At 63.2% G+C, this 24,581-nt stretch carries 21 protein-coding genes; 14 read left to right on the forward strand and 7 right to left on the reverse strand.

Features of this window, described 5'->3' with window-relative positions; translation table 11 throughout:
- Positions 1–79: 79 nt before the first annotated feature.
- From AC3WUT_RS14530 to AC3WUT_RS14540, 3 genes are read right to left on the reverse strand one after another with little or no spacing between them, the layout of a single operon-like run.
- The gene (locus AC3WUT_RS14530) at positions 80–1,579 is read right to left on the reverse strand and encodes an NAD-dependent succinate-semialdehyde dehydrogenase (RefSeq protein WP_492347784.1); all 1,500 of its coding nucleotides are present in this window, start codon (positions 1,577–1,579) and stop codon (positions 80–82) included.
- Positions 1,580–1,621: 42 nt separating this feature from the next.
- Positions 1,622–3,148 (reverse strand): UxaA family hydrolase, encoded by a 1,527-nt coding sequence (locus AC3WUT_RS14535; RefSeq protein WP_492347785.1) that lies wholly within the window; start codon positions 3,146–3,148, stop codon positions 1,622–1,624.
- 6 nt (positions 3,149–3,154) lie between these two features.
- Positions 3,155–4,162, reverse strand: a complete 1,008-nt coding sequence (locus AC3WUT_RS14540) for a tripartite tricarboxylate transporter substrate binding protein (RefSeq protein WP_492347786.1) — start codon at positions 4,160–4,162, stop codon at positions 3,155–3,157.
- A 116-nt stretch (positions 4,163–4,278) separates the two neighbouring features.
- Here AC3WUT_RS14540 and AC3WUT_RS14545 point away from each other — a divergent pair, with 116 nt between their 5' ends.
- On the forward strand, positions 4,279–5,217 hold the full coding sequence (locus tag AC3WUT_RS14545; protein ID WP_492347787.1) for a LysR family transcriptional regulator: 939 nt from the start codon (positions 4,279–4,281) through the stop codon (positions 5,215–5,217).
- Between the two features lie 16 nt (positions 5,218–5,233).
- Here the strand turns inward: AC3WUT_RS14545 and yddG are convergent, their stop codons facing one another.
- Positions 5,234–6,145 (reverse strand): aromatic amino acid DMT transporter YddG, encoded by a 912-nt coding sequence (gene yddG, locus AC3WUT_RS14550; RefSeq protein WP_492347788.1) that lies wholly within the window; start codon positions 6,143–6,145, stop codon positions 5,234–5,236.
- A 525-nt stretch (positions 6,146–6,670) separates the two neighbouring features.
- On the opposite strand from yddG, the gene AC3WUT_RS14555 reads away from it, so the two are divergent.
- The gene (locus AC3WUT_RS14555; RefSeq protein ID WP_492347789.1) at positions 6,671–7,795 is read left to right on the forward strand and encodes a branched-chain amino acid ABC transporter substrate-binding protein; all 1,125 of its coding nucleotides are present in this window, start codon (positions 6,671–6,673) and stop codon (positions 7,793–7,795) included.
- Positions 7,796–7,828: 33 nt separating this feature from the next.
- Here the strand turns inward: AC3WUT_RS14555 and AC3WUT_RS14560 are convergent, their stop codons facing one another.
- A complete protein-coding gene (locus AC3WUT_RS14560) occupies positions 7,829–8,236 on the reverse strand; it encodes a cupin domain-containing protein (protein WP_492347790.1) in 408 nt (135 codons plus the stop codon).
- 163 nt (positions 8,237–8,399) lie between these two features.
- Between AC3WUT_RS14560 and AC3WUT_RS14565 the strand changes: the two genes are divergently transcribed.
- The gene (locus AC3WUT_RS14565; protein ID WP_492347791.1) at positions 8,400–8,846 is read left to right on the forward strand and encodes an SRPBCC family protein; all 447 of its coding nucleotides are present in this window, start codon (positions 8,400–8,402) and stop codon (positions 8,844–8,846) included.
- A gap of 127 nt (positions 8,847–8,973) precedes the next feature.
- On the opposite strand, the gene AC3WUT_RS14570 is transcribed toward AC3WUT_RS14565, so the two are convergent.
- A complete protein-coding gene (locus AC3WUT_RS14570) occupies positions 8,974–9,393 on the reverse strand; it encodes a MarR family winged helix-turn-helix transcriptional regulator (protein ID WP_492347792.1) in 420 nt (139 codons plus the stop codon).
- Positions 9,394–9,546: 153 nt separating this feature from the next.
- On the opposite strand from AC3WUT_RS14570, the gene AC3WUT_RS14575 reads away from it, so the two are divergent.
- The 5 genes from AC3WUT_RS14575 to AC3WUT_RS14595 all read left to right on the forward strand — a co-directional run bounded on the left by AC3WUT_RS14575 (position 9,547) and on the right by AC3WUT_RS14595 (position 16,209).
- Positions 9,547–11,457, forward strand: coding sequence for an FAD-dependent monooxygenase (locus AC3WUT_RS14575; RefSeq protein WP_492347793.1), 1,911 nt, complete (start codon positions 9,547–9,549; stop codon positions 11,455–11,457).
- 1,108 nt (positions 11,458–12,565) lie between these two features.
- The gene (locus tag AC3WUT_RS14580) at positions 12,566–13,618 is read left to right on the forward strand and encodes a WD40/YVTN/BNR-like repeat-containing protein (protein ID WP_492347794.1); all 1,053 of its coding nucleotides are present in this window, start codon (positions 12,566–12,568) and stop codon (positions 13,616–13,618) included.
- The gene (locus AC3WUT_RS14585; RefSeq protein WP_492347795.1) at positions 13,615–14,067 is read left to right on the forward strand and encodes a VOC family protein; all 453 of its coding nucleotides are present in this window, start codon (positions 13,615–13,617) and stop codon (positions 14,065–14,067) included. The genes AC3WUT_RS14580 and AC3WUT_RS14585 overlap by 4 nt, the downstream gene beginning before the upstream one ends.
- A gap of 136 nt (positions 14,068–14,203) precedes the next feature.
- Positions 14,204–15,817: a bifunctional 3-(3-hydroxy-phenyl)propionate/3-hydroxycinnamic acid hydroxylase gene (locus tag AC3WUT_RS14590; RefSeq protein WP_492347796.1), complete on the forward strand. Its 1,614-nt coding sequence runs from the start codon at positions 14,204–14,206 to the stop codon at positions 15,815–15,817.
- A 122-nt stretch (positions 15,818–15,939) separates the two neighbouring features.
- Positions 15,940–16,209 carry a hypothetical protein gene (locus AC3WUT_RS14595; RefSeq protein ID WP_492347812.1) on the forward strand — a complete coding sequence of 90 codons (270 nt, stop codon included), beginning with the start codon at positions 15,940–15,942 and terminating at the stop codon, positions 16,207–16,209.
- A 5-nt stretch (positions 16,210–16,214) separates the two neighbouring features.
- Here AC3WUT_RS14595 and AC3WUT_RS14600 read toward each other — a convergent pair whose 3' ends face one another.
- Positions 16,215–17,186, reverse strand: coding sequence for a helix-turn-helix domain-containing protein (locus AC3WUT_RS14600; RefSeq protein ID WP_492347797.1), 972 nt, complete (start codon positions 17,184–17,186; stop codon positions 16,215–16,217).
- A 409-nt stretch (positions 17,187–17,595) separates the two neighbouring features.
- Between AC3WUT_RS14600 and AC3WUT_RS14605 the strand changes: the two genes are divergently transcribed.
- From AC3WUT_RS14605 to AC3WUT_RS14630, 6 genes are all read left to right on the forward strand, one after another.
- Positions 17,596–18,939 (forward strand): aspartate aminotransferase family protein, encoded by a 1,344-nt coding sequence (locus AC3WUT_RS14605; RefSeq protein WP_492347798.1) that lies wholly within the window; start codon positions 17,596–17,598, stop codon positions 18,937–18,939.
- Between the two features lie 38 nt (positions 18,940–18,977).
- Positions 18,978–20,429, forward strand: coding sequence for an aldehyde dehydrogenase family protein (locus AC3WUT_RS14610; RefSeq protein WP_492347799.1), 1,452 nt, complete (start codon positions 18,978–18,980; stop codon positions 20,427–20,429).
- Positions 20,430–20,464: 35 nt separating this feature from the next.
- Positions 20,465–21,082: a cytochrome b gene (locus AC3WUT_RS14615; RefSeq protein WP_492347800.1), complete on the forward strand. Its 618-nt coding sequence runs from the start codon at positions 20,465–20,467 to the stop codon at positions 21,080–21,082.
- A gap of 62 nt (positions 21,083–21,144) precedes the next feature.
- Entirely contained in the window at positions 21,145–21,750 is a 606-nt protein-coding gene (locus tag AC3WUT_RS14620; RefSeq protein WP_492347801.1) for a nitroreductase family protein, read from the forward strand.
- A 127-nt stretch (positions 21,751–21,877) separates the two neighbouring features.
- Complete coding sequence (locus AC3WUT_RS14625; RefSeq protein WP_492347802.1) at positions 21,878–23,236, forward strand: DUF1329 domain-containing protein; 1,359 nt, start codon at positions 21,878–21,880, stop codon at positions 23,234–23,236.
- An 86-nt stretch (positions 23,237–23,322) separates the two neighbouring features.
- A partial coding sequence (locus tag AC3WUT_RS14630; protein WP_492347803.1) for a DUF1302 domain-containing protein occupies positions 23,323–24,581 on the forward strand: 1,259 nt, incomplete at its 3' end.

The following is a 24,581-nucleotide window of genomic DNA, read 5'->3' on the forward strand; positions in this document are numbered from 1 at the left end:
GAGGATGGATTTGCGCTGGCGGCAACTTGCTGCCGCCAGGGGTTGAAAATGGGGATGGCCGCGGGGCGGGTTGGCAGAATCAGCCCAGCCCGCCCTGGCACAGGTACTTGATGTGCTGGTAGTCGTCCAGGCCATGCACCGAGCCCTCGCGACCGTAGCCCGAGGCCTTGACGCCGCCAAAGGGCGCGGCCTCTGCCGCCAGGGCACCTTCGTTGATGCCCACGATGCCGCACTCCAGCGCCTCGCTGACGCGCCAGATGCGCGCCGGGTCCTGGGTGTAGAAGTAGGCGGCCAGGCCATAAGGCGTGCCATTGGCGGCGGCGATCACCTCGGCCTCGGTCTGGAAGCGGGTGACCGGCACCACGGGGCCGAAGGTTTCCTCGCAGGCGCATTCCATGTCCGGTTGCGCCTCGGTCAGCACGGTGGGTGCGTAGTAGGCGGCACCGGGGGCGTCATCGCGCTTCAGGCGCTCGCCGCCGGTGCGCACCACCGCGCCTTTGGCCACGGCGTCTTGCACGTGGCGCTCGATCTTGGCCACGGCGCGCTCATTGATCATGGGGCCGATCTGCGAGGCCGGGTCGCTGGCCGGCCCCACCTGCAGTGCAGCCACACGGGCCACCAGCCTGTCCACGAAGCCCTCGTGCACGGCCTCGTGCACATACACGCGGTTGGGGCAGACGCAGGTCTGGCCGCCGTTGCGGAACTTGGCCACCATCAGGCCTTCGACCGCGGCGTCCAGGTCGGCGTCCTCGAACACGATGAAGGGGGCGTTACCGCCCAACTCCAGCGAGAGCTTCTTGAGCGTGGCGGCCGATTCACGCGCCAGGTGGCGGCCCACGGGGGTGCTGCCGGTGAAGCTGATCTTGCGCACGCGCTCGTCGGCCAGCCACACGTCGACCACCTCGGGGGTGCGGTCTCGTGAGGCGGTGACCAGGTTCAACACGCCGGCGGGTACGCCCGCCTCTTGCGCCAGCTTGGCCAGGGCCAGGGCGGTGAGCGGGGTGTCTTCGGCAGGCTTGGCTACCACGGTGCAGCCGGCGGCCAGGGCCGGGGCGATCTTGCGCGCGATCATGGCGGCTGGAAAGTTCCACGGTGTGATCACCGCCACCACGCCCACGGGCTCGCGCACCGCCAGCAGGCGCTTGTTGCGCGCCGGGGTGGGGATCACCTCGCCATTGGCGCGGGTGGCCTGCTCGGCAAACCACTCCACATAGCTGGCGGCGTACAGCACCTCGCCACGGCCTTCGGCCAGGGGCTTGCCCTGCTCGCGGCTGATCAGCCGGCCCAGGTCGTCCTGGTGGGCCACGATCAGGTCGTTCCAGCACTTCAGGATGGCGGCGCGCTCGCGTGCAGGAAGGGCCTTCCAGGCCGGAAAGGCCGCCTGGGCCGCGTTCAGGGCGGCATGGGCATCCATGGCGCCGCCGTCGGGCACGGTGGCGATCTGGCTCAGGTCGGCGGGGTCGTAGACGGGCAGCGTGGCGCCGTCTGCCTGCAGGCTGGCGCACCAAAGGCCTGCAATCAGATGGCGGGTTTCGATCAGGTCGGCCCGGTTCAGGGCCAGCGGGTGGGACACGGTCATGGGGTCTCGTCTTGAAAAAGGGTCAGCTGCGAAGGAGGACTGTCAGCTCACGATGCCCAGGTGCCAGGGCACGAACTCGTGGTCGCCGAGGCCCAGCAGTTCGCTCTTGGTGCGTTCGCCCGAGGCGTGGCGCAGGATGGCTTCGAAGATGCGCTGGCCCATGCCGGGCAGGTCCACCTCGCCGTCGAGGATGGCGCCGCAGTTGATGTCCATGTCCTCGCTCAGGCGCTGGTACATGGGGGTGTTGCTGGCCAGCTTGATGGTGGGCGCCGGCTTGCTGCCGAACATTGACCCACGCCCGGTGGTGAAGCAGATCAGGTTGGCGCCGCTGGCAATCTGGCCGGTGGCCGAAACCGGGTCGTAGCCCGGCGAGTCCATGAAGACAAAGCCCTTGCGGTCGATGGGCTCGGCGTAGGCGTACACGCCCTGCAGCGGGGTGGTGCCGCACTTCATGGCCGAGCCCAGCGATTTTTCAAAGATGTTGGCCAAGCCGCCGGCCTGGTTGCCCGGGCCCACCACGCCATTGAACTGGCCGTTGTGGCCGCGGGTGTACTCGGCCCACCAGGTGAGTTGGTCCAGCAGCTTCTGGCCTACCTCGGGGGAGACGGCACGGCGCGTCAGCATGTATTCCACGCCGTGGATCTCGGGTGTCTCGGACAGAATGGCCGTACCACCGTGGCGCACCAGGATGTCCATGGCCGCGCCCAGGGCTGGGTTGGCTGTGATGCCCGAGAAACCGTCGGAGCCGCCACACTGCAGGCCGATGCTGATGTGGCTGGCCGGCACGGTCTGGCGTTGGCAGGCATTGGCCAGGGGCAGCATCTCTTCGATGGCGCGGATGCCGGCCTCGATGGTGACGCGGGTGCCGCCCACGTCCTGCATCACCATGCTGCGCATCAGGCGTCCGCTTTTCAGGCCTTGGGAGTCCATCAGGTCGGCCACCTGGTTGCGCTCGCAGCCCAGGCCCACGACCAGGACGCCGGCCAGGTTGGGGTGGCGGGCGTAGCCAGCCAGGGTGCGGCGCAGCAGGTCGAAGTGCGGGCTGGGCGAGGACATGCCGCAGCCTGTGGTCTGGGTGAAGGCGACGACGCCGTCCACGTTGGGATAGGCGCTCAGGCGCTCAGGCGTGAAATGGGCCGCGATGTGGCTGATGGCGGTGGCCGAGCAGTTCACCGAGGCCAGAATGCCCACGAAATTGCGGGTGCCCACTCGGCCGTCTTCGCGCACATAGCCCTGGAAGGTGGCTCGCTCGGATTCGTGCACATAGTCGATCGGGCGCACATCCAGGCCGAAGCCCGGGTCGCGGTCGAATTCGACCAGGCGCAGGTTGTGCGTGTGCACGTAGTCGCCGGGCTCGATGTCGCGCGCGGCGACACCGATGACGGCGTTGTATTTGCGCACCGCCTCACCTTCTGCAATGCGGCAGGCCGCGATCTTGTGGCCGGCGGGCACTTGGGCCCGGGCCTTGGCGCCCAGCTCGGGCAGGGCCTGGCCGATGGCCACCGGCAGCTTCGCGATCAACACGTTGTCGGCCGTGTGCAGGCGGATCAGGTGGGGGGAGGTGCTCATGACCAATCAGCCTTTTTCCAGAAGTTCTTTGAGTTTGAGTCGCTCGATCAGGGCGGTGTCGCGCTTGTAGACCTCAGCCACATAGCGCTTGTAGTCGGGGCCGTCCAGGTACATCAGGGGGGCGTCGATGCGGGCTGCGACGGCCTTGAATTCTTCGCTGGCAATGGCCTGGCGGAAGGCATCGCGCAGCTTTTTCTCGACGGCAACCGGCAGGCCGGCCGGGGCGCCGATGCCGTTAGGGGCATCGATCACCACCTTGAAACCCAGCTCTTGCAGGGTGGGTGTGCTGTTGAAGCGAGGCGTGCGCTGTTCGCCCCAGGTGGCCAGGAGTCGCAGCTTGCCGCCTTCGACGTGGGGCGCCCATGAACTGGAGTCGGCCAGCATGTCAACCTGACCGCCCAGGGTGTCGTTGAGGGCCGCGGCGCCCCCCTTGTAGGCCACGGCGTTGAGCTCGATGCCGGCGGCCAGAGCGAACTCCTCCATGCCCACATGGGTGGCGCCGCCGATGCCGGCGTGCGCATAAGTCAGCTGGCCCGGGTGGGTCTTGGCGTAGGCGACCATCTCTTGCAGGGTCTTGAAGCGCGACTCTGTCGGCACGGCAATCCCGAAGGTCTGGCCCGAGCTGCGGGCCAGGTAGCTGAAGTCCTTCAGCGGGTTGGCCTGCAGCATGCCCAGCTGCGAAAAGCGCGTGACCGAGATCGGGATCTGGCCGATGGTGTAGCCGTCGGGCTTGGCGCCGGCCAGCGCTTTCACGCCGATCATGCCGGCCGCGCCGGCCTTGTTGTCCACGGTCACTGGCTGCTTGAGGATGCGCGCCGCCACCTGGCAGATGGCCCGCATGGACACATCGGCCGTGCCCCCGGCCGGCCAGGGGCAGATGAAGTTGATGGGGCGGCTGGGGTAGTCGTCTGCGGCGGCGGCCAGGGCCGGCAAGATGGTGGCGGCGGCGCCCACCAGGGGGCCGAGCGCGGCGCCAGCCAGCCACTCGCGGCGATTGAGGCGAGGCAATTTCATGATGACAGTGTCTCCGTCTGTGGTTGTTGGGCCGCATGGTGCGCTTTTGATTCATAACCGTCCAATTGAAAAATGGAAACTTAATATGAGTAATACCTCATGTAATATGCGCGCCCATGTCCCACATTGACCGCGCTCTGCGCTCCAACATCAAGCTGCGCCACCTGCAATTGCTGCTGGCGCTCAATGAGTTCCGCCACCTGGGCCGCACGGCCGAATTTCTGTCGGTCACACAGCCGGCGGTGTCCAAGATGCTGGGCGAGGTCGAAGACATGTTGGGCCTGCAGCTGTTTGATCGCTCCCGCAGGGGCACCGAACCCACGGCGGCCGGCCTGTCGATGCTGCGCTTTGCCCGTTCGGTGTTGGCCGACTACGAACGCACCCGCGACGAGATCAGCACCATCGAGCGCGGGGTGGCTGGGCGCGCCCGGGTCGGTGCCATGGTGGTGGGCCTGCCCACGCTGCTGGCACCTGCCATCGAGCGCCTGAAGGCCGAATCGTCAGCGGCCACCGTGCTGATCGAGGAGGGCGACCTGACCCACCTGTTGCCCAAACTGCGCCTGGGTGAACTGGATCTGTTCGTGGGGCGGCTGGAGCCCGGCTATGCCGCCCCCGACCTGCTGACCGAGGCGCTGTATGACGAACGCATGCGCGTGGTGCTGCGCACCGCTCACCCTTTGCTGGCGGGCACGGCTGAGCCAGGCTGGCCTGAGCTGGCCAATGGCCGCTGGGTGGCTCCGCCGCCCTGGGCGTCGATGCGGGTGAAGCTGGAGCAGCAGTTCTTCCGCCTGGGCCTGAAGCCACCGCTCGATGTGGTCGAGACCGCGTCCTTCCTGGGCCAGTTGACCCTGCTGCGCGACCAGAACGCTGCTGCCCTGATGGCTGACTCGGTGGCCCGGCACTTTGCGGCCCTGGGCCTGCTCACGCCCTTGGCGCTGCAGGTGGAGGCCGAGGTGCCTCCCGTGGGCCTGATCACCCTGCGCGGGCGGCCGCTGACGCCGATCACCCAGCGCCTGGTGAGCCTGCTGCGGGCAGTGGCGACAGAGCGGGCCTGAGTACGGCAACCGGTTTTCAGGCGGCGCGGGGTGACTTTGCCCGCGTCGCCAGCCAGCACAGCACTGCCCCGCCGCACACCATGCCGGTGCCCAGCCAGAAGGCGGGCGTCAGGGGCACCTGCAGCAGCACTGCGGCCAGGGCGGCCGAGAAAACGGGCGTGAAGTACGAGGCGCCCGCCAGCACCGTGACGTTGCCGTGCAGGATGCCCACGTTCCAGGCCCCGTAACCCAGGCCCATGGCGGCGGCGGCAAAGCCCAGGTGGATGCCGGTGCCCAGGCTCCAGTGCATGGGCTCGCCCCCCGCCAAGGTGTATTTGCACCACAGCGTGAGCGCCGTGAGCGTCACGAACAGCGTGATGGCGTTCTTCCCCTGGGCCATCCGGGCGGTGACCGTGCAGTAGGCCGCCCACAGCAGGGCCCCCAGAAAGGCCAGCCCGTAGCTCATGGGGTTGCTCTGGACGTTGGCCAGCATGCCGGCCAGGTCCAGCCCGCGTTCGCCTGCCAGCACCTGGCAGATGCCGGCCAGGGCAACCAGCACGCCCGGCACGATCAAGGCGTTGGCACGCTGGCCGTTGAAGGCGATGGCGCAAAGCAAGGTGAAGGTGGGCCACAGGTAGTTGACCATGCCGACTTCGATGGCCTGCTGGGCGGTGTTGGCGTAGCCAATGGACAGTGACAGACACCATTCGTAGGCTACGAACAGCAGGCTGCCCCAAACGAGGTAGGCCCGTGGAATGCCGCGCAGGGGGGTGAAACCCGCCGTCAGGGCCAGCAGCAGCGCCCCCAGGGTATAGATCATGGCGGCGCCCCCGGTGGCCCCCAGGCCCATGCTGACGCTGCGGATCAGGCCCACGACGGAGGACCAGAGAACAATCGCGATGAGGCCGATCAGGGTGGCGTTGCGGGCACTGAATTGGGGTGAGGGCATCGGGCGGATTATCCGAGTCCAGGCCGCCGCAGGCAGGCCGAAGCGTTTGCTGATGGTTGCAGTTGTGGTGCTTGAAAAAAACTGATGCAAGGCCGCTGAGCCGGCTGGCCATGCCGGCGGTGGCTAACATCACGCCCACTTTACGGATCCGTCGGCACGAACCGGCGGAGTGACAAGACGGGGTGGCCACCTCACCAGGGCGGCACACCAACGCGATACCCGAGACAAGAAAGACTTCAACATGGCGATCCACGCCTTGGCGCACGTGCCACTTTTTGCCGTGCTGCCACGCTCGCACCAGGCGCCTTCAGCGGCCCGGGCCCAACCCCCCCTTCTGATCACACCAGGTTTGCCGCGCTCTGTGCTGGCGCACCGTCTCGCGCCGCGCCTCTGAGTGTTCCGTTCGCCCGCTCCCGAGCGTCTGTTTCCCGGTCGACGGCCCGCGCCGGGTTGGGACAGCTGGTGGGCAGCTTCTTTTTAAATTTGCCTTTTCCTTTTTCAACCACGACTCACGAGGACGTCTTCATGAAAAAAATCCTGTTCAGCATGACAGCAGTGGCCCTGGCCATGACCGCGATGGCCGCCCAGGCGCAAGAGCGCATCCGCATCGGCTTCATGAGCCCGATCACCGGGCCCCAGGCCGCCAATGGCATTGACAACCGCGATGGTGCGCAACTGGCCATCAAAGAGCTCAACGCCAGGGGCCTGAAAGTGGGCGGCAAGCCCGTGGTGTTCGAGCTGGACATCAATGACGACGTCGCCGACCCCAAGCAAGGCGTGCAAGTGGCGCAGACCCTGGCCGACAAAAAGGTGAAGTTTGTTCTGGGGCCCTACAACTCGGGCGTGACCGTGCCTGCTTCGCGGGTGCTCAATGAGTCGGATGTGGTGGTGCTGACCGTGGCCTCCAACCCCAAGGTGACCGAACTGGGCTACAACAACCTGTTCCGCATCGGGGCCAGCGACAACCAACTGGGCGCCAAGATGGCCACCTATGCCGCGCAAGACCTCAAGGTCAAGACCGTGGCCGTGATCGACGACCGCACTGCCTACGGCCAGGGCGTGGCCAAGGAGTTCAGTGAACAGGCCAAGCGCCTGGGCCTCAAGGTGGTGACCAATGAGTTCACCACCGACAAGGCCACCGACTTCAGCGCCATCCTGACCAATGTGCGGGCCTCCAAGGCCGACGCCGTGTTCTATGGCGGCTACTCGCCGCAGGGTGGCCCGATGCTGCGCCAGATGCGCTCGCTGGGCTTGACCGTGCCCCTGCTGGGCGGTGACGGCATCTGCTCGTCTGAAACGGCCACTCTGGCCCAGGTGAGCGGCGACTTGAACACCTTCTGCACCCAGGGCGGTTCGATGCTCGACAAGAGCGACAAGGGCCAGAAGTTTGTCGAGCGTTACCGCGCCGAGTACAAGCGCGACCCGCTGACCTACGCGGCGGCCTTCTACGACGGCATGTACCTGCTGGCCGGCGCCATCGAGGCCACCCAGTCATTCGACACCAAGAAGATCGTGCAAGCCATCGCGGCCGGCAAATACGCGGGCGTGACCGGCGAATTTGCCTACGACCCCAAGCACGACCTGAAATCGTCGGCCGTGACGGTCTACACCTTCAAGGGCAAGGACGTGGTGCCCTTGAAGAGCCTGTAATCAACACAGGCCAAGCGGCCTTGCATCCGCACTTCAGCGCGCCGGCTCAGGTGCAGGCGTGGCCAGGGGCTGGCCTTTTTCTACGACATACACGCCGATCAGCTTGATGGGGGCGGTTCCGTGGTTGATGGCGTTGTGCACCACCCCGGCCGGGATCACAAAGGCTTCGCCTGCCGCTACCTTGCGCGGAGGCTGGCCGGCCTGCAGCAAGGTGGCCTCGCCATCTTGCACGTAACTGATCTCGTCACCCGGGTGCGTGTGCCAGCCCGCCGCACTGCCCGGGCTGACCTCTACCCGCGCCACCACGGCCTCGCGGTTGGTGACGGAGACATCGGCCTTGGTGACCAGGGTGCGACTCAGGCCCGAAGCCTGGGCCAGGCACAGTGGTGCCGCCACCACGCAGCCGATCCCGAACAGGGTGCGTTGAAGAAATCCGGACATGAAACCTCCTGTGTTGTGCAGCCGGCAGTATGAAAGCAAGGCGGCATGAAGCACTGCGGGTTTGTGCCAGGGCGGTGATTGAGGTCGCCGGGCTGGCTACGGCATACTGGCCCACCGGTCCCCGCTGGGGGCGTTGATCATGTCCAAAGGAGCTGAGCCCACCATGCCGACCCAGACCATTCAATTGCACAGGGTTTTGCGCGCCACGCCTGAGCGTGTGTATCGTGCCTTCATTGATCCGGCGGCCTGGGCCAAATGGCTGCCGCCCCATGGCTTCACCGGCGCGGTCGAGCTGCTGGAGCCCCGGGTCGGGGGGCATTACCGGATGTCATTCACCAATTTCAGCACCGGCCACAGCCACGCGTTCGGTGGCGAATATCTGGAACTGGTGCCCGACGAGAAGCTGCGCTACACCGCCCTCTTCGACGATCCCCATCTGCCAGGCACCATGCAGACCACGGTGATGCTCAAGCCCGTGTCCTGCGGGGTGGAGCTGCAGGTGAAGCAAGAGGGCATTCCCGCCGTCATTCCGGCCGAGGCCTGCTACCTTGGCTGGCAGGAGTCCCTGCAGTTGCTGGCCTGGCTGGTGGAGCCTGAGATCCCGGGGTGAGTGCAACCTCGCGCGCCGCAAAGCGGCTACCGTGTTGATCAAGCGGTCTGGCGCACCGATCCGGGAGGGGATTCAGCCTGAGCGTGCCCCATCCCGTCAATCCTGACCGGCGAAGGTGGCAGCCCCCTCAGGCTTGCACCACGCGGCTGGCCAGCGCCAGAAACGCGCTCTGCTCGGCCTCACTCAGTGGATTCAGTATGTCGTTCTGCAACTCTTGCACGATGGGCAACAAGGCGGCGTGGATGCGGGCCCCCTCGGGGCTGAGCGACAGCTCGCGGGCGCGACGGTCGCGTTCGCTGACGATTCGTTTGACCCAACCCTTCTGCTCCAGGCGATCAATCACCCCACCGATGGTGGCCCGGTCGTAGGCAATCAATTCGGCCACCGTGGCCTGATCGGTTGCAGGGTGGGCCTGGATGGCATCGAGTGCGGCAAATTGCACCGCGGTCAGGTCAAAGCCTGCGGCCTGCGTGCGTTGGGTGAACACCTGGGTGGACTGCTGGTGCAGCCGACGTATCAGGTGCCCCGCCATGTCGAGTGAGTTCATGCCTGCGTTCCGGGATGGGGTCTGGAGAAGAACTGTAACGGGTGTTTTGGTAAGTGTACTTATTTAATTGACAACAAATAGTAAGCATAGTTATTATTTGCGGGCACGCCGGCAGCCCCAGACCGGCACCACCCCATCCCAAGGAGACAAGACATGCAGTTCTATAAAGACGGATTCCGAGGCGGCAACCCCGACGTCAAGCAGGCCGCGCCCAATCGCCGCAACCGCGGCATCAACGAACCGCTGCCCGAGAAGGTGGATGTGCTGATCGCCGGCACCGGGCCCGCCGGCCTGTGCCTGGCAGCCCAGCTGGCGCAGTTTCCCGAGATCGAAACCCTGATCATCGAGCGCATGCCCACCAACATCATCAAGGGCAAGGCCGACGGCATCAACACGCGCACCATGGAGATGTTTCAGGCCTTCGGCTTCGCAGACAAGGTCAAGCGCGAGACCTATTGGGTCAATCAGACGGCCTTCTGGATGCCCGATCCCATCAACCCTCAGCACATCAAGCGTGTGGGCCGGGTGCAGGACGTGGCCGATGACAGCTCCGAGATGCCGCACATCCTGATCAACCAGGCCCGCCTGCACGAGCTGTTCCTGGAGGTGATGAAAAATTCGCCCTCGCGACTGGAGCCGGATTACAGCTGGGAGATCGTCGGCTTGACGGTGGACCCCGACACCGAAGACCACCCCGTGACCGTGACGCTCAAGGACGCCAGCGGCGTGAACTGGGGCGCCACCCGCACCGTGCGGGCCAACTATGTGGTGGGCTGCGATGGTGCCCACTCAGCGGTGCGCAAGGCCATCGGTGGCGTGCTGCACGGCGATGCGGCCCACCAGGCCTGGGGCGTGATGGACATCCTGGCCAACACCGATTTCCCTGATGTGCGCCAGAAATGCCTGATCTCGTCGGCCCAGGAGGGCAATGTGCTGATCCTGCCGCGCGAAGGCGGCTATGTGTTCCGCATGTATGTCGAACTCGACAAGCTGCGCCCCGACGAGAAGGCAGCCAGCCGCAAGTTCACGCAGGACGACATGATTGCCGCGGCCAACCGCATCATCCGCCCGTACTCGATCGACGTGAAGGAGGTGGTTTGGTGGTCCATCTACGACATCGGCCACAGCATCACCGACAAGTTTGACGATGTGCCCGAGGGCAGCCACCGCAATCCGCGCGTGTTCACCGCGGGTGATGCCTGCCACACCCACTCGCCCAAGGCCGGTCAGGGCATGAACGTCTCGATGCAAGACACTTTCAATCTCGGCTGGAAGTTGGTGCATGTGCTGCAGGGTCGGGCCGATCCCAGCCTGCTGCGCAGCTACTCCAAAGAGCGCCTGACCGAGGCGCGCCGGCTGGTGGAGACCGATCACGAGTGGGCCCGCATCATGTCTGCCCCCACCACCCAGGCCGAACGTGACGGTACCGAAGAGCCGCGCATCATCCGCCAATTCAAGGCCAACCTCGAGTTCACCGGCGGCACCGCCGTCAAGTACGATGCCTCGGCCCTGGTCGGCCCTGCCACCCACCAGGCCCTGGCTCGCGGTGAGGAGATCGGCCGCCGCTTCCATTCGGCCCCCGTGGTGCGGCTGGCCGATGCCAAGCAGATGCAACTGGGCCATGCGGCCGAGGCCGATGCCCGCTGGCGCCTGTACGCTTTTGCCGGCCAGGCCGACAGCTCGGCTCCCGGCTCGGCCATCCACCGCCTGGCCGACTGGCTGGAGACCGACCCCGCCTCGCCCGTGCGCCGCCACACCCGCCCAGGCGATGACATTGATGCCGTGATCGATTTGCGGGCCATCTTCCAGCAGACGTTCGACCAACTGGCCTATGAGCACCTGCCCTCGCTGCTCAAGCCCAAGACCGGCCGGCTGGGCCTGCAGGACCACGAGAAGGCGTTTTGTGTTGATCACAAGGGCGCGGGCGATATCTTTGACCTGCGCGGCATTGATCGTGAGCGCGGATGCCTGATCGTGGTCCGTCCCGATCAGTACATCGCCCATGTGTTGCCCCTTGATGGGTATGCCGATTTGTCGGCCTTCTTTGCCGGCATCCTGCGTTGAAGAGGCGCCGGCTATAGACCGTCGAACGCCCACTTGGCCGCCTCAGTCTGGGCAGATCAGGCCTTGAGTCTCTCCGCTGAACTGGCGTTGGCCAGGTTTTCGACCCACAAGTCGGCACTGCTGCGCAACATGGTGCCGGTGTTCAAGAGGCCGCATCAGTTTGATGGGGGCTCTTATCAGGCCATTGACCGCTTGCTTGGCCCCTTGGTTGTAGGCCCTGGGTGCCCTCTCGCAACAGCACCCAACACCTAGTACCCAGCACCCAGCACCCAAGTCCTGGCGCCTGGCGCCGGATCGCTCCCCCGGTGGCTGGATTGACTTGTGGCACAACGCTGTCAACGTCGAGGTCGATTTGCCCCGGGTGGCGGTGCGGCGTCCGCTGGACACGCCGCTCGGCGTGGGCGACACCGTGCGTGCCAACTCCGTGGCGGTCAACCACGAACGGTCCCCCTCAAGACCCTGGCGACCCGCTCTGGGCCCCGCATGGCATGGGTTGCACCGATGCTTCCACCCGCGTCACACCCGATGCCCTGGCGCCCCGAAGTACCGTCAGGGGTTCACCTCGCACCTGAACGCACCGTCGCCCCCTTGGCCATGTGTCTCGCCGCCGCACTGGCCTCGCGCGTCAAACCTTCTGTGAGGGCGGGGCTGGCGCTGTCACTCGGCTACCTCGCTTCATTTTTCAGCACTTGGACCGTGAACGGCGTCGACTACAACCAACCTCGCTCCTGAATGGGTCTGGCGACCATGGAGCATCTGCTCCGTATCCCGCTGGAACACGGCTGTGTTCGCGTCGTTACTTCATTTCTTGCCTCTTGGATTTGCGTTGAATCAGCTTTGGGGGAAAGTGCGTCCTTGTTGAGAAAAATGCCTTTGTATTTATTGCCAATTTATCTCTATGAAATAAACTAGCAATAAATAAGGGGCAACGACACGACTTTTTAGGCGGGTGTTTGCAAAAGTGGTGTCAACCCTTGTTGTGGGCGGTGCACTCGCATGGGGTGGCAATCCAGCGTGCATCGATGAGCTTCATTGCGGCGACAGGGCGCTTGGCTGGCCGTTTTCAGCCACTGGTGTTGGGGCCGTCAACTTTGGAAGGATGTGTTACATGAGCGAAGGAACGTGGTTGGTAGGCACGGCTGGCCAAGCTGTCGTGCGCAGCAATGACCAGGGCCTGACCTGGCATCGGCTGGGTCTTGGGCAGCCCTTGGAGTTCGATGCGGTGGTGCGCTCAGTCTGCCTCGATCCGTCGGAGCCTCAGCGTGTCTATGCCGGCACGGACATCGGGCTGTGTGTCAGTCAAGATCTGGGAAACACCTGGGAGCAGGTGCAGAGCCCCTTCACCGGGCAGATGGTCTGGAAGGTACTGGTGGATCCGGGGAATTCGGCACGCATTTTCGTGGGAACCGGGGCGCCATCGCGTGCTGTCCTGTGGCGCACGCTGAATGGGGGCCTGAGTTGGGAACGTGCCGCGGTTGACATCCCTGAGTTCTGCGCCGGGGTCAACCGACCACGCCTGTTGGCATTCGCATTCGACCCTGTCGACCCAGATCAACTGTGGTTTGGCTTGGAGGAGGGGGGCTTGTTTCATAGCCGCGATGGTGGAATGGCGTGGGAGCGGGTGGACGCCCGCCTGCTTTGGCCCTTCCGCTCGGACATTCACAACATCCAGGTGCTGTCCAACCATGGGAACAAGGTGGTCGTGGTGGCCTGCGTGAACGCGGTCTACCGCAGCTTCGATGAAGGCCTGAGCTGGACAGGTTTTCTGCCCAACGATACCCATGGGCTTTATTACGCCCGCGCACTGAGTGCCCCGCTGGGAACCGAGAGCACCCTGTACCTGAGCTTGTCGGACGGTACGCCGGGGACCACCAGCCGGATTCTGCGCTCTTTCGACGCCGGCGAAAGCTGGGAGGTGCTGCCGCTTCCACAGCAACCCAACTCCTGCTTTTGGACGATTGCAATGGACCCGTCGGATCCGCGCAGGATCGTGGCAGGCACCAAGTACGGCCATCTGTTCACCTCGGTGGATGGCGGCAACAGCTGGCAAAAGCAGTGGCGGGAGTTCAGTGAGATCACCGAGGTGGCCTGGTCACCCGTGGTTGCCCAGATCAATGTCGCGCATCGCTCGGTCGTCGCCCATGAAGAGGCTGCCGCATGACCCATCCCAAAGTGTTGCGAACTCACCTGGCCTTGCTGGTGAAAGATCCCGAGCTGTCTGCGCGCTGGTATGTGGACATCATCGGCATGACTGTAAGTGCCCGTGCCGACAACTGGATCATGATGTCCTTCGGGCCCAAGCACCATGACATCGCCTTGATACGAGCCGAGCCGGGGGCGCAACGAGGTGGCCTGGGCCTGCAGCACTACGGGCTGGAGATCGCGGGTGATCTGGACACCTTGCGGCGCCTGTACGGGATGCTGCTGGATAGGGGCGTGGAGATTGTGAAGGTGACCGACCACGAGATTGGAACCGGTTTGTACTTCAACGACCCAGACGGCAACCGGATCGAGTTTTTTCTCGAAACCGACCACGACGACGAGCGAGCCAAGCAGCGCTTTGCCGATGCGCATGCACCGAGCAGGAACATCACGCTCGATCGCCTCTGATCCCAGGCGTTGCTTCGGTTCGGCCTCGAAAACCTTCGGGCGCAACGAACGAGTTCGCCATTCTCCATTGACATCGCCTTCTTCACCGACATTGGCCCGGCCAGAGCGCCGGTGCCCTGTCCCAACAGGATTGAACATGAACAAGCAACAAACCCAGGTCGTCATCGTCGGTGGTGGCCCGAACGGCATTGCAGCAGCCCACTACATGGGCCTCCACGGCATTGAATGCGTGGTCCTTGAGGTGGCCCGTGAGATCCTGCCTTATCCGCGGGCCGTCGGCATGGATGATGAAGCGCTTCGGGTTCTGCAAGGTGCCGGCGTGGCTGAGCCTGCGGTGCAGGACATGATCTCCGATGTGCCACTGCGTTACTTCAATGCGCGTGGGGTCTGCTTTGCAGAAGTGAAGCCAACGACTGCAGAGTATGGCTGGCCCATGCGCAACATCTTCATGCAGCAACTGCTGGAGGCTACTCTGCGCGAAGAGCTACAGAAGCGCCCCACAGTTGAGTTGCGTCTGGGCCATGAGATGTTGGAATTGACCCAGGATGAATCTGGCGTCACCCTGAAGGTCAAGAACCCGGAGGGCGAGGTTTACGAGCTCAAGGCTCAGTATGTGATCGGTGCAGACGGGGGCCGGTCGGGGGTACGCAAGCAACTGGGCATCGAACTGGTGGGCTTGACGCATCCACGCAAATGGGTCGTTGTCGATGCCGCCAATGACACGCTCGATGCGCCCTACACGGCGCTGCATGCCGACCCAAGCCGTCCCTTCGTGTGCATCTACCTTCCCTATCGCCAACGTCGTTGGGAGTTCATGCTGATGGAGCATGAAGACGAAGAGAAGATGTGCGAAGAGCCCAATATCCGAACCCTGATCCGTTCTCACATTGGCGATGCTGTGGACCAGCTCGACATCATCCGCATCCGGGCTTACACCCACAACTCGCGTGTGGCCGAGCGCTTTGTGCAGGGGCGGGTGGCGCTGATCGGTGATGCGGCCCACATCACGCCACCTTGGGCGGGGCAGGGTCTGAACTCTGGTCTGCGCGATGTGGTCAATGTCTGCTGGAAGGTGGCAGCCATCGTCAAGGGCCATGCCGGCGCTTCGATCCTGGCCAGCTACGATGTGGAGCGGCGTGGGCATGCCACTGATCTGATCGCGCTGGCTGACAACATGGGCGCGATTCTGGGCATGACAAGTCCTCTGCTGGCGGGGGTGCGTGACTGGGTCTTCCAGGCGGTCGACACGGTCGAGAACCTGCGCTCCCACTTGCTGGAGTTCAAGTTCAAGCCCAAGGCCACCATCGTGAAAGGTCTGATCCACCGAGAGTGGCCAGACATTCGCGACGACGACGTCGTCGGGCAGTTGTTCATCCAGCCCTTTGTCGAAGATGGCCGTGGCACGCGATTGCGTTTTGACGATGTGCTGGGCGACTTTTACGCCATCATCGGCTATCGAACGAACCCCAAGGCGGGTTTGTCGGACGACGATATTCGCCATTGGGAAGGCATGGGCGCACGTTTCATCCAGGTCAACCGGTCTCGCAGTGGCAGTGGCCGTCATCAACCCCTGGTGACACCCGGTGTGATCAGCGTCGAAGACGCCGACAACAAGCTGGAGGCTTGGTTCGACAAGGCGCGTGCGCATGTCGCCGTCGTGCGTCCTGACCGATTCGTGGCGGCCATCAGCACCACCGGACGGGTGCCCGAAGTGTTGGACAAGCTGGCCCGGCAGTTGCGGGGACATTGAGCCAGGATCAATCCCTTTCCTGGGGCCTCCCCTGTCGCCTGAACCCCAACAGGGCCGTGCGAAAGGGGAGGCCCTTTTTACAGCCTCAAGAACGACACGAGCCATGCTCCACACATCCCACTGTGTCCCTGTGCGCCGCCAAGCAAGCCTTGTGCGAAGCCGCCCTTGAATACTCCGCCATCATTTCGCCGGCCGCCCTGCACAACGGCCCGGAGCGGGTGGGCAAGGACATCGGCAGCGCCCAGGTGGCCGGGGCGGGCGCCGCCGCCATCGCCTGTCTGGACGCGATGCTCCGCCTGGGCGTCAAGGGGCAGATGATGACCACTGAAGCAGAGCCAAAGGCCCGGCCTCTACACGCGGGGCTGCTACGGTCGCAGAAGGCGGTCCAATAGGCGGATCAGTGTTGGTGACGTGCGGGCTGGCGCTGGTCTGCACGGTGGGTTTGCGATGGCAACTCACCAAACAGGCCGTGGTAGTCGGCGGCAAAGTGGCTCAAGTGACTGAAGCCCCATTTGCTGGCTGCATCTCCAATCGACACTTCCGAGGCGTTGCTGGTCATCAGCTCGCGCCTGGCACCGTTGAGGCGAATGGACCTGATGTAGTGCGTCGGGGTGGTTTCTGTGACGTTCTTGAAGCTGTTCTGAATCGTGCGGCGGCTGATCTTCAGTCGATGGCAAAGGTCGATCACATTCGGTGGGTTGAAGGTGTCGGACACCGTGAGGTGATGGCACTTCTCAACAATGAAACTGTGAACAGACGTGGGTTGTCGTTCCAGCGTCTTGAGGTGGGGATCGGCCAGCAACTCCATCAGCTCATGGAGCATGGCACTTTCAAGATTGGGCTCGAACCCCGTTTGCAGGGTCGCACGACGATCGGCAATCGCTTCAGAGAACATGACCAGCAATCGACGCCGGCATTCACTGAAACGGGACGTCGGGATTCGGATCACGGGTTGCTTGAGCAGCTTCTCGATGTTTTCGGCATCCGGCGAGTCATCAAGTGCATGGTCGAAGAGGTCGCTGTCGAAGGTGAGTGACAGCATGTCCATGCCCATGGGCATGTGGAACATGAATTCCTCGCCACCGCGCAGCACGAACAAGCTGGTTTCATCCGCCTCCCGCCCTTGCATTCTGATGGCACCAGGGATCGCAATGGGAACAGCGAAACAAACCTTTCCGCGGGGCGCTTCACCGTGCTGAACCACGCGTTGATTGATCTGTTCGCGAAATACATGCAGGCGCTGGCTCTTGATCTGCGCCAGAGAGCTTTGCAGATTGCCCGCACTGATCTGGCTGTAGGTCTGACGCCAATCATTCACTGCTGAGGCGTGCATCTGCACATCATTGAAGCAATTCATGCTGAGGTTCATGGCGTTTCTGTGTTGTTTGAATGAGGGGCGGGCTGACGTGTGGGCGACGCTGCAAGAACCGTGCAAGTCCGGAACGATGTCCGTGTGACTGCTCAGAGCGCGGATTTTGCGACCGGTTCAGAGGGACCGTTGATCGGGGAAACCCTTGGGATTCAGCGGCGTTGTGCGGCGGCTCTCGTGCCGGGTTGGCGTGCGCTGATTCCTTTGCGTGCAGCTGGTGCATGCCGTCATCGACGTGCTTGAAATTGGTGCGCGGATGACGTGAAGCGGTGGCGTCGGCAGATGCCAATTTGGGCTAACGATGAACAAGGGGGCTGGCGAGAATTTGCTCGTCCACTACCTCAACGGGTGGCAACGCCCCTTTGAAATCTGCACACCTTCGTGTGTGCGCGTCTTGTTCGGAGAACCGATGACTTACGAAAACGCCCGCTTCTGGCACCCCATGATGCACCCTGGAGCAATGAAGGAGCGCAAGCCGCTTCGCATCGTCCGTGGCGACGGTTGCTACGTCTTTGACGATGCTGGAAAGCAGTACGTTGATGGCGTTGGCGGCCTTTGGAATGTGAACGTCGGGCACAACCGAAGTGAGGTCAAGAAGGCCATCGTTGATCAGCTCGATCAGCTCGAGTACTTCCAGTTGTTTGACGGCGTTTCCAATCCGCCGGCCGAAGAGTTGTCGGCCAAGTTGATCGCCGCGCTGGCCCCGGAAGACATGAAGCGTGTGGTGTTCAGCTCCAACGGATCGGATGCGACCGAAACCGCCTTGAAGCTGGCCCGCCAGTATTGGAAGGTGCTGGGCCAGAAGGACCGAACCAAGTTCATCTCACTCAAGGAGGGCTATCACGGCAGTCACTTCCTGAGTGCGTCCGTCAACGGCAATACAGTGTTTCGTCGCAATTACGAGCCACTGATGCCGGGCTGCTCGCAGGTGCAAAACCCCTGGGTCTATCGCAATCCATTTACCCAGGATCCCGAGCAACTCGTCGACATCTGCATCTCCTTGCTAGAGCGTGAAATCGAGTTCCAGGGTCCGGATACCGTGGCAGCCTTCATTGCAGAACCCGTGCAGGGCGCCGGTGGCGTGATCGTTCCGCCGGCCAGCTTCTGGCCGCGCGTTCGCGAGGTGTGTGACAAATATGGCGTGCTGTTGATTGCCGACGAGGTCGTCACTGGCTTTGGTCGCACAGGCAGTCTGTTCGGCGCACGGGCTTGGGGTGTCAAGCCTGACTTCATGTGCTTCGCCAAAGGCCTGTCCTCTGGTTATGTGCCCCTTGGCGCTACGGTGTTCAACAGCCGAGTTGCAAATGCCTTCGAGTCCAATCAGGACTTTTCCGGCGTCGTGATGCACGGCTATACCTATGCCGGGCATCCGGTGGGTTGCGCCGCGGCGATCGCCAGCCTGGACATCGTCGAAAAAGAAGATCTGCCGGCCAATGCCGGTCGGCAGGGGGCGTATCTGCTTGAGGCCCTGAAGCCCTTTGTGGACCGCTTTGAAGCCGTGGGCGAAGTGCGTGGCAAGGGGTTGATGCTCGCCATCGATCTGGTCAATGACAAGAAGACCCGCGAGTCCATCAGCCCGATGTCAGGGTACGCCTACAGCGTGGCAGAGGTGGCGCGTCGGCACGGCGCGATCGTGCGGCCGGTGGGCACCAAGATCATTCTCTCGCCCCCATTGGTCATGCAGCGCCCCGAGATCGACTCGATCGTCTCGGCCTTGGAAGCCGGCTTCAGCGAAGTGCCTTTTGTGCGCTGAGTGGCCGGTTCATCGATCCCAACCATGCAGGCATTGCCATGAATCAACATTGGAAACACTTCATCGAAGGCGCGCATGCCGAAAGCTCGGATGGCGCCCGAATGGACCTGATCAGCCCGGTCAGTGAACAGGTCTACGCGACCGCGGCGCGTGGTACCGCTGAAGACGTGCAGCGGGCTGTTGCCGCGGCCCGATCCCAGCTGGATGGCGGGCCTTGGAGCCAGCTCAATGGCTCCCAACGCAGCTTGCTGCTCAGCAAGTTGGCCGATCTGGTGTTGCGCGACACGGATCTCCTGGCCGATATGGATGCGATGGCCATCGGTCGTTCGCCCATGGAGCCGCGCATGATGGACGTTCCCAATGTGGTGGCGAATCTGCGCGCCGCGGCAGGCTGGGCGAATCAGCTCGAAGGGCGAACCATTCCTACCGCGGGTTACATGGGCACCAGGACCTTGTCCTACACCGTGCGGGAGCCCATCGGGGTGGTTGGGGCCATCGTGCCCTGGAATTCGCCCCTGATGATCACGACCTGGAAGCTGGCGGCCCTGCTGGCTGCTGGATGCACCGTCGTGATCAAGCCCTCGGAAGAAACACCGCAATCGGCATTGCACCTGGCCTTGCTGTGCCAAGAGGCGGGCTTTCCAGATGGCGTCGTGAACGTGGTCACGGGTGACGGTGAAGTCGTCGGACGTGCCCTGTGTGAGCACTCTGGCGTGGACAAGATCAGCTTCACTGGCAGTCCGGAAGCCGGACGCGCCATCCAGCGCATCGCAGGGCCCATGTTCAAACGGGTTGCTCTGGAACTGGGGGGCAAGAGCCCGCAAATCGTCTTCGAAGACGCAGTCTTTGATGACGCGTTGCGCGGCTGTGCTCTGGGCTTGTTCGTCAATCAGGGGCAGGTCTGCGCAGCGGGTTCTCGGATTCTGGTGCATCGCAGCATCGCCGATCGATTCGCCGCCGCGCTGGCACAGGCGGCGGAAGCGATCACCGTCGGCGACCCGAGCCTGCCAGGTGTCCAGATGGGGCCTGTGGCAAAGAAGGCGCAATACGACCGGGTCAACAAATACATCGAGGTCGGTATTCATGAGGGAGCCAGGTTGTTGGCGGGTGGTGTCGCGACCTCCCAGAAGGGGTGGTTTGTGAAGCCCACGATCTTTGCTGACGCCGACAACCAGATGACGATTGCTCGCGAAGAGATCTTCGGGCCGGTGGGCACGATCATCGCTTTCGACACGGACGAAGAGGCCATTGCCTTGGCCAACGACTCTGATTACGGGCTTGCCGCCACCGTCTGGACCCGTGACCTGGCCCGCGCACACAAGGTGGCCGGGGCCGTGAAGGTGGGCGCCGTCGGTGTGAATTGCTGGAGTCCCCTGGATGCCAATCTGCCCTGGGGGGGATTGAAGACCAGTGGCATCGGTCGTGAGGGTGGCCTGTCAGGTGCGATTGCCTACACCGAAGAGAAGGTCATCACGGTGCTTCTGCCCTGAAACTGACGCGTCACCCTCAATTCAAGGAGAGACCCATGAAGTGGAAAAACACGGTTGATGCCTATGGTTCAGCCTCCATGCTCTTTCATTGGCTCACTGCCGCCGGGTTCCTGTCCGCCTATGTCGTTGTCTATTACGTCATCTGGATCGTGGACCCTGAGACGAGCATCAAGCCCCCCCTTCTGGGTCTGACGGCGGACGCCCATCGAGTGGTTCCTGTGCTCAACATCCATTGGGTGTTGGGCATCACGATCGGTGTGCTGACACTGCCACGCCTGCTTTGGCGCCTGGTGGGAACACGCCCTGACCCGGTGCCGGGGACCCGCCTTGAGCATCTGGCCTCCGAGATGACCCATCGAGCCCTTTACGGTCTGCTTCTGTTGATGCCGATCTCGGGCTACATGACCACCTACGACCCGACGGATTTCGGCCTGTTTGTCTTGCCGGCCTGCCGCGACACCGCCTGGGCCGAGATGCTCCGCTCGGGCATGGGGTGGACGGTACTCGAACTGGAGGAGGGCATGTGGGCCGTCCACAGCTTTCTGGGCAAATGGGTCGCGTGGGTGCTCGTCGCTTTGCATGTCATTGCCGCGCTCATGCACCACTTCATTCGCCGCGACGCCGTGTTGCGTCGCATGCTGCCTCGTCGATAAGCCGTCCTGCCTCAACCGATCACCTCTGACCTACTGACTTCATGGACCTCTCTCTTCATCCCGTGCTCGATCTGATCAGCGAACGCACTTCCATCGACAGGTTTGATCCGACCTTTGAAATCGATGACTCGGTGCTGCAAACGCTGACCTTTTATGCGACAGAAGCGCCCAGTGCCTACAACCTGCAGAACTGGCGGTTCATCGCGGTCAAATCGCCGGCACGCAAACAAGCGTTGGCGCAGGCGGCGTATGGCCAGCGCAAGGTCGCCGATGCTGCGGTGACTTTCATTGTGTGCGGCCGGCTGGACGCTCACCTTGAACTTGGACTGACACTGCTGCCCCTTCATGACGAGGGCCGCATCAGCGAGAAAGAGCTGGCAGCCTGGGTCGGCGATGCGCAGGCTGCCTTCCAGGACAAGCCCGCCAAACAACGGGATGAAGCCATCCGGTCGGGTTCCTTGGCGTCCATGAACCTGATGCTGGCCGCCCAGGCCATGGGCCTTGTCACGGCTCCCATCGGGGGCTTTGATGTCGACGCGCTGCGGCAAGAGTTTGACCTGGCGTCTGAGGACCTGCCTGTGATGCTGATCGCTGTGGGTAAGCCGGCTGCCGGCAATTGGCCACGCAAGCGGCGGCGTCCCGTCGCCGAGATGCTTCAGGTGCTGTAAGTCGCTGGCTCGCACGTACGCCATCGCTCTTCCGTCTTTTTCAACTCACTCCTTCAACTGTTACTCGATTGGAGAATCCATGTCTGTCTCATGTCTGCACCGCGGCCCGATTGCGCACACTCTGAAAATGACCGCCATCGTGGTGGGCCTGGTGGTAGGTAGCCCTCTGGCGCTGGCGGCCGATCTCGCCCAACTCGACAAGCTGACACCATCAGGTGCGGAAAAAAGTGGCAACAAAGACGGCAGCATTCCTGCATGGGAGGGCGCAGAGCCTCCATTGCCAGGCTGGGAATGGGGGAAGCTGCGCCAGGCGCATTGGAAATACAAGGATGAGAAGCCCCTTTTCACCATTGATGCCAACAACGTTGACAAGTACGCCGATAAGCTGTCTGCTGGACAGGTGGCCATGGTCAAGCAAACCAAGGGCTACAAAATGGATGTGTTCCCCAGCCACCGAACCTGCGGCGTCCCTGACTTTGTGGCCAGCAATACGCGCAAGAATGTTGGCACTGCAACGTTGAATTCAGACGGCTGGAGTCTCAAAGACGCCACGGTTCCTGGGTATCCGTTTCCCATTCCCGCAACAGGTGTTGAAGCGATGTGGAACGCCAAGATGCGTTATCGGGGCGTGGGCATCGACTACAAAGCCACGATCACGGCGGTGTCGCCCCGCCGCGGCAGCAACGAGTGGATCCGTGCAGACTCCGAGCAGACACTGTTCATCCCCTGGGGCGTGAAGGGCTCCAACGCACTTTCGTCATACCCGCCCGTCGAGTTTTATGTCTATTTTGGCTATGTCGCACCAGCGGCATTGGCTGGACAGTCTCTGGCCATCACGCAGTACATCAACCAGCCTGAAAACGAAACCTTCTACTACTTCCCTGGCCAACGGCGGGTTCGTCGCATGCCGACCTACTCCCATGATTCGCCCCAGATCGGTATGGAGAACCAGTACACGCTGGATGAGCCCAACGTCTTCAACGGTGCATTGGATCGTTTTGACTGGAAGCTGGTGGGCAAGAAGGAAATCTACGTGCCCTACAACGCCTTCGGTGCGTACGACTTCAAAGCCAAGTTCGAAGACGTGGCGGGCAATGACTTCATCGCGCAGACCCATCGCCGGTATGAACTGCATCGGGTCTGGGTCATCGAAGCCACAGTCAAGGCTGGCATGCGCCACTCGGCCCCCAAACGGACGATCTACCTGGATGAGGACAGCTGGGCACCCGTGCTGATGGATGACTTTGACGGTCGCAACCAACTCGCCAAGATGCGTGAAGGCTTTCTGATCCCGGTCTATGAAACGGGCACCTGTGATGCCATGGCCATGGTGCAAAACAACTTGGCTGAAGGTCGATATGTCTTTGACACCCATACCGTAGGCACCGGCAAAGACATTCGCTGGCTCACTGAACCTGGCAAGCATCCTCGCCTGAAGGCCAATTTCTACACGGCGGACAACCTGCGCTCGATCAGCGAGCGTTGATTCATGGTCTTCCATCCAGACACCGCCAGCAAGGGCTGGGGGTCGGTGTCTGCCCATTCCAAGATTGACTTACAAGAGGGTTCCCCATGATCGGACTTCGCTTCTCCGTTCTGTCAACGGCTGCCTGCCTGGCGTGTGGCCATGCTGCAGCCTTCACCTTCGAGACCGAAGACGGCCTGCGCGGCAGCTTCGACTCGACCGTGTCGGGGGGCACGGGCATCCGTGCCAAAGACCCCAGCCCCGGCCTGATTGCGGCGGGCAACACCGGCTCGCCGGGCGGCGGCCTGAGCGCCGTGTCGGGCCTGGGTGACCAGGGCGACCTCAACTACAAGAAGGGTCAGCCCTTCACCACCTACCTCAAGGGCTCGCACGAGCTGGTGCTCAAGCCCAGTGAAGACCTGACCTTCATGGGCCGCATCACCTGGCTCAAGGACGTGAGCGCCACCCAGACTTCGGGCTACCGCAGCGCCAACGCCCCGGCCGACCTGCCCAGCGACAACCTCAGCTACGAGGCGCGCAAGGCCTTGCGGGTGCAGACTCGGGTGCTGGACCTGTGGGTGAGCAAATCGTTTGACCTGGGCGAGCAGCGGGCCCGGCTGCGCGTGGGCAACCAGGTGATCAGCTGGGGCGAGAGCCTGTTCATTCCCGGCGGCATCAACGCCACCAACGCGCTCGACATCAACCGCCTCTCGCAACCCGGCACCCAGCTCAAGGAGGCCGTGCTGCCCGCGCCCATGGTCAGCCTGGCCACCGGCATCGGGCCCGAGCTGAACTTCGAAGGCTATGTGCAAGCCGCCTGGAACCCCAATTTCATGCCCCCCACAGGCGGTTATTGGTCCACGGCCGATGGCTTGGGAGCGGGCCATCAGGCCTATGGGCTTTCGACAGTTAATGCGAAGAATGGTGGCCAGTGGGGCCTGTCGCTGCGCTACCAACCGACCAACACGCGCCTGAACCTGGGCCTGTACGCCCTGAACTACCACGACAAGGCGCCGCAGTTCTCGTCCAACATCAATGGCAGCGGCCTGGTGGGCTGGACCTATGCGCAAAACCGCCGCCTGTATGGCGTCAGCGCCAACTTCCCGCTGGGCGACTGGGCCATCGGCACCGAGCTGTCGTACCGTCCGCGTGATGCGGTGGCGCTCAATTCGTCGGTGGACGGTTGCGCCGGCAACGGCGGCAACTGCTGGGTGGATGAGAAGCGCTACCAGTGGCACCTGACCGGCATCTACAGCCAGACCCAGTCCAACTCCAAGCCCATTCTTGATTTCCTGGGCGCGGACACCGGCACCTTCATGGGCGAGCTGGTGCTGATCCGCTACCCGGGCCTGAAGTCGAGCTACAA

This window comes from Curvibacter sp. EU05-FHT14A10 (assembly GCF_058791075.1).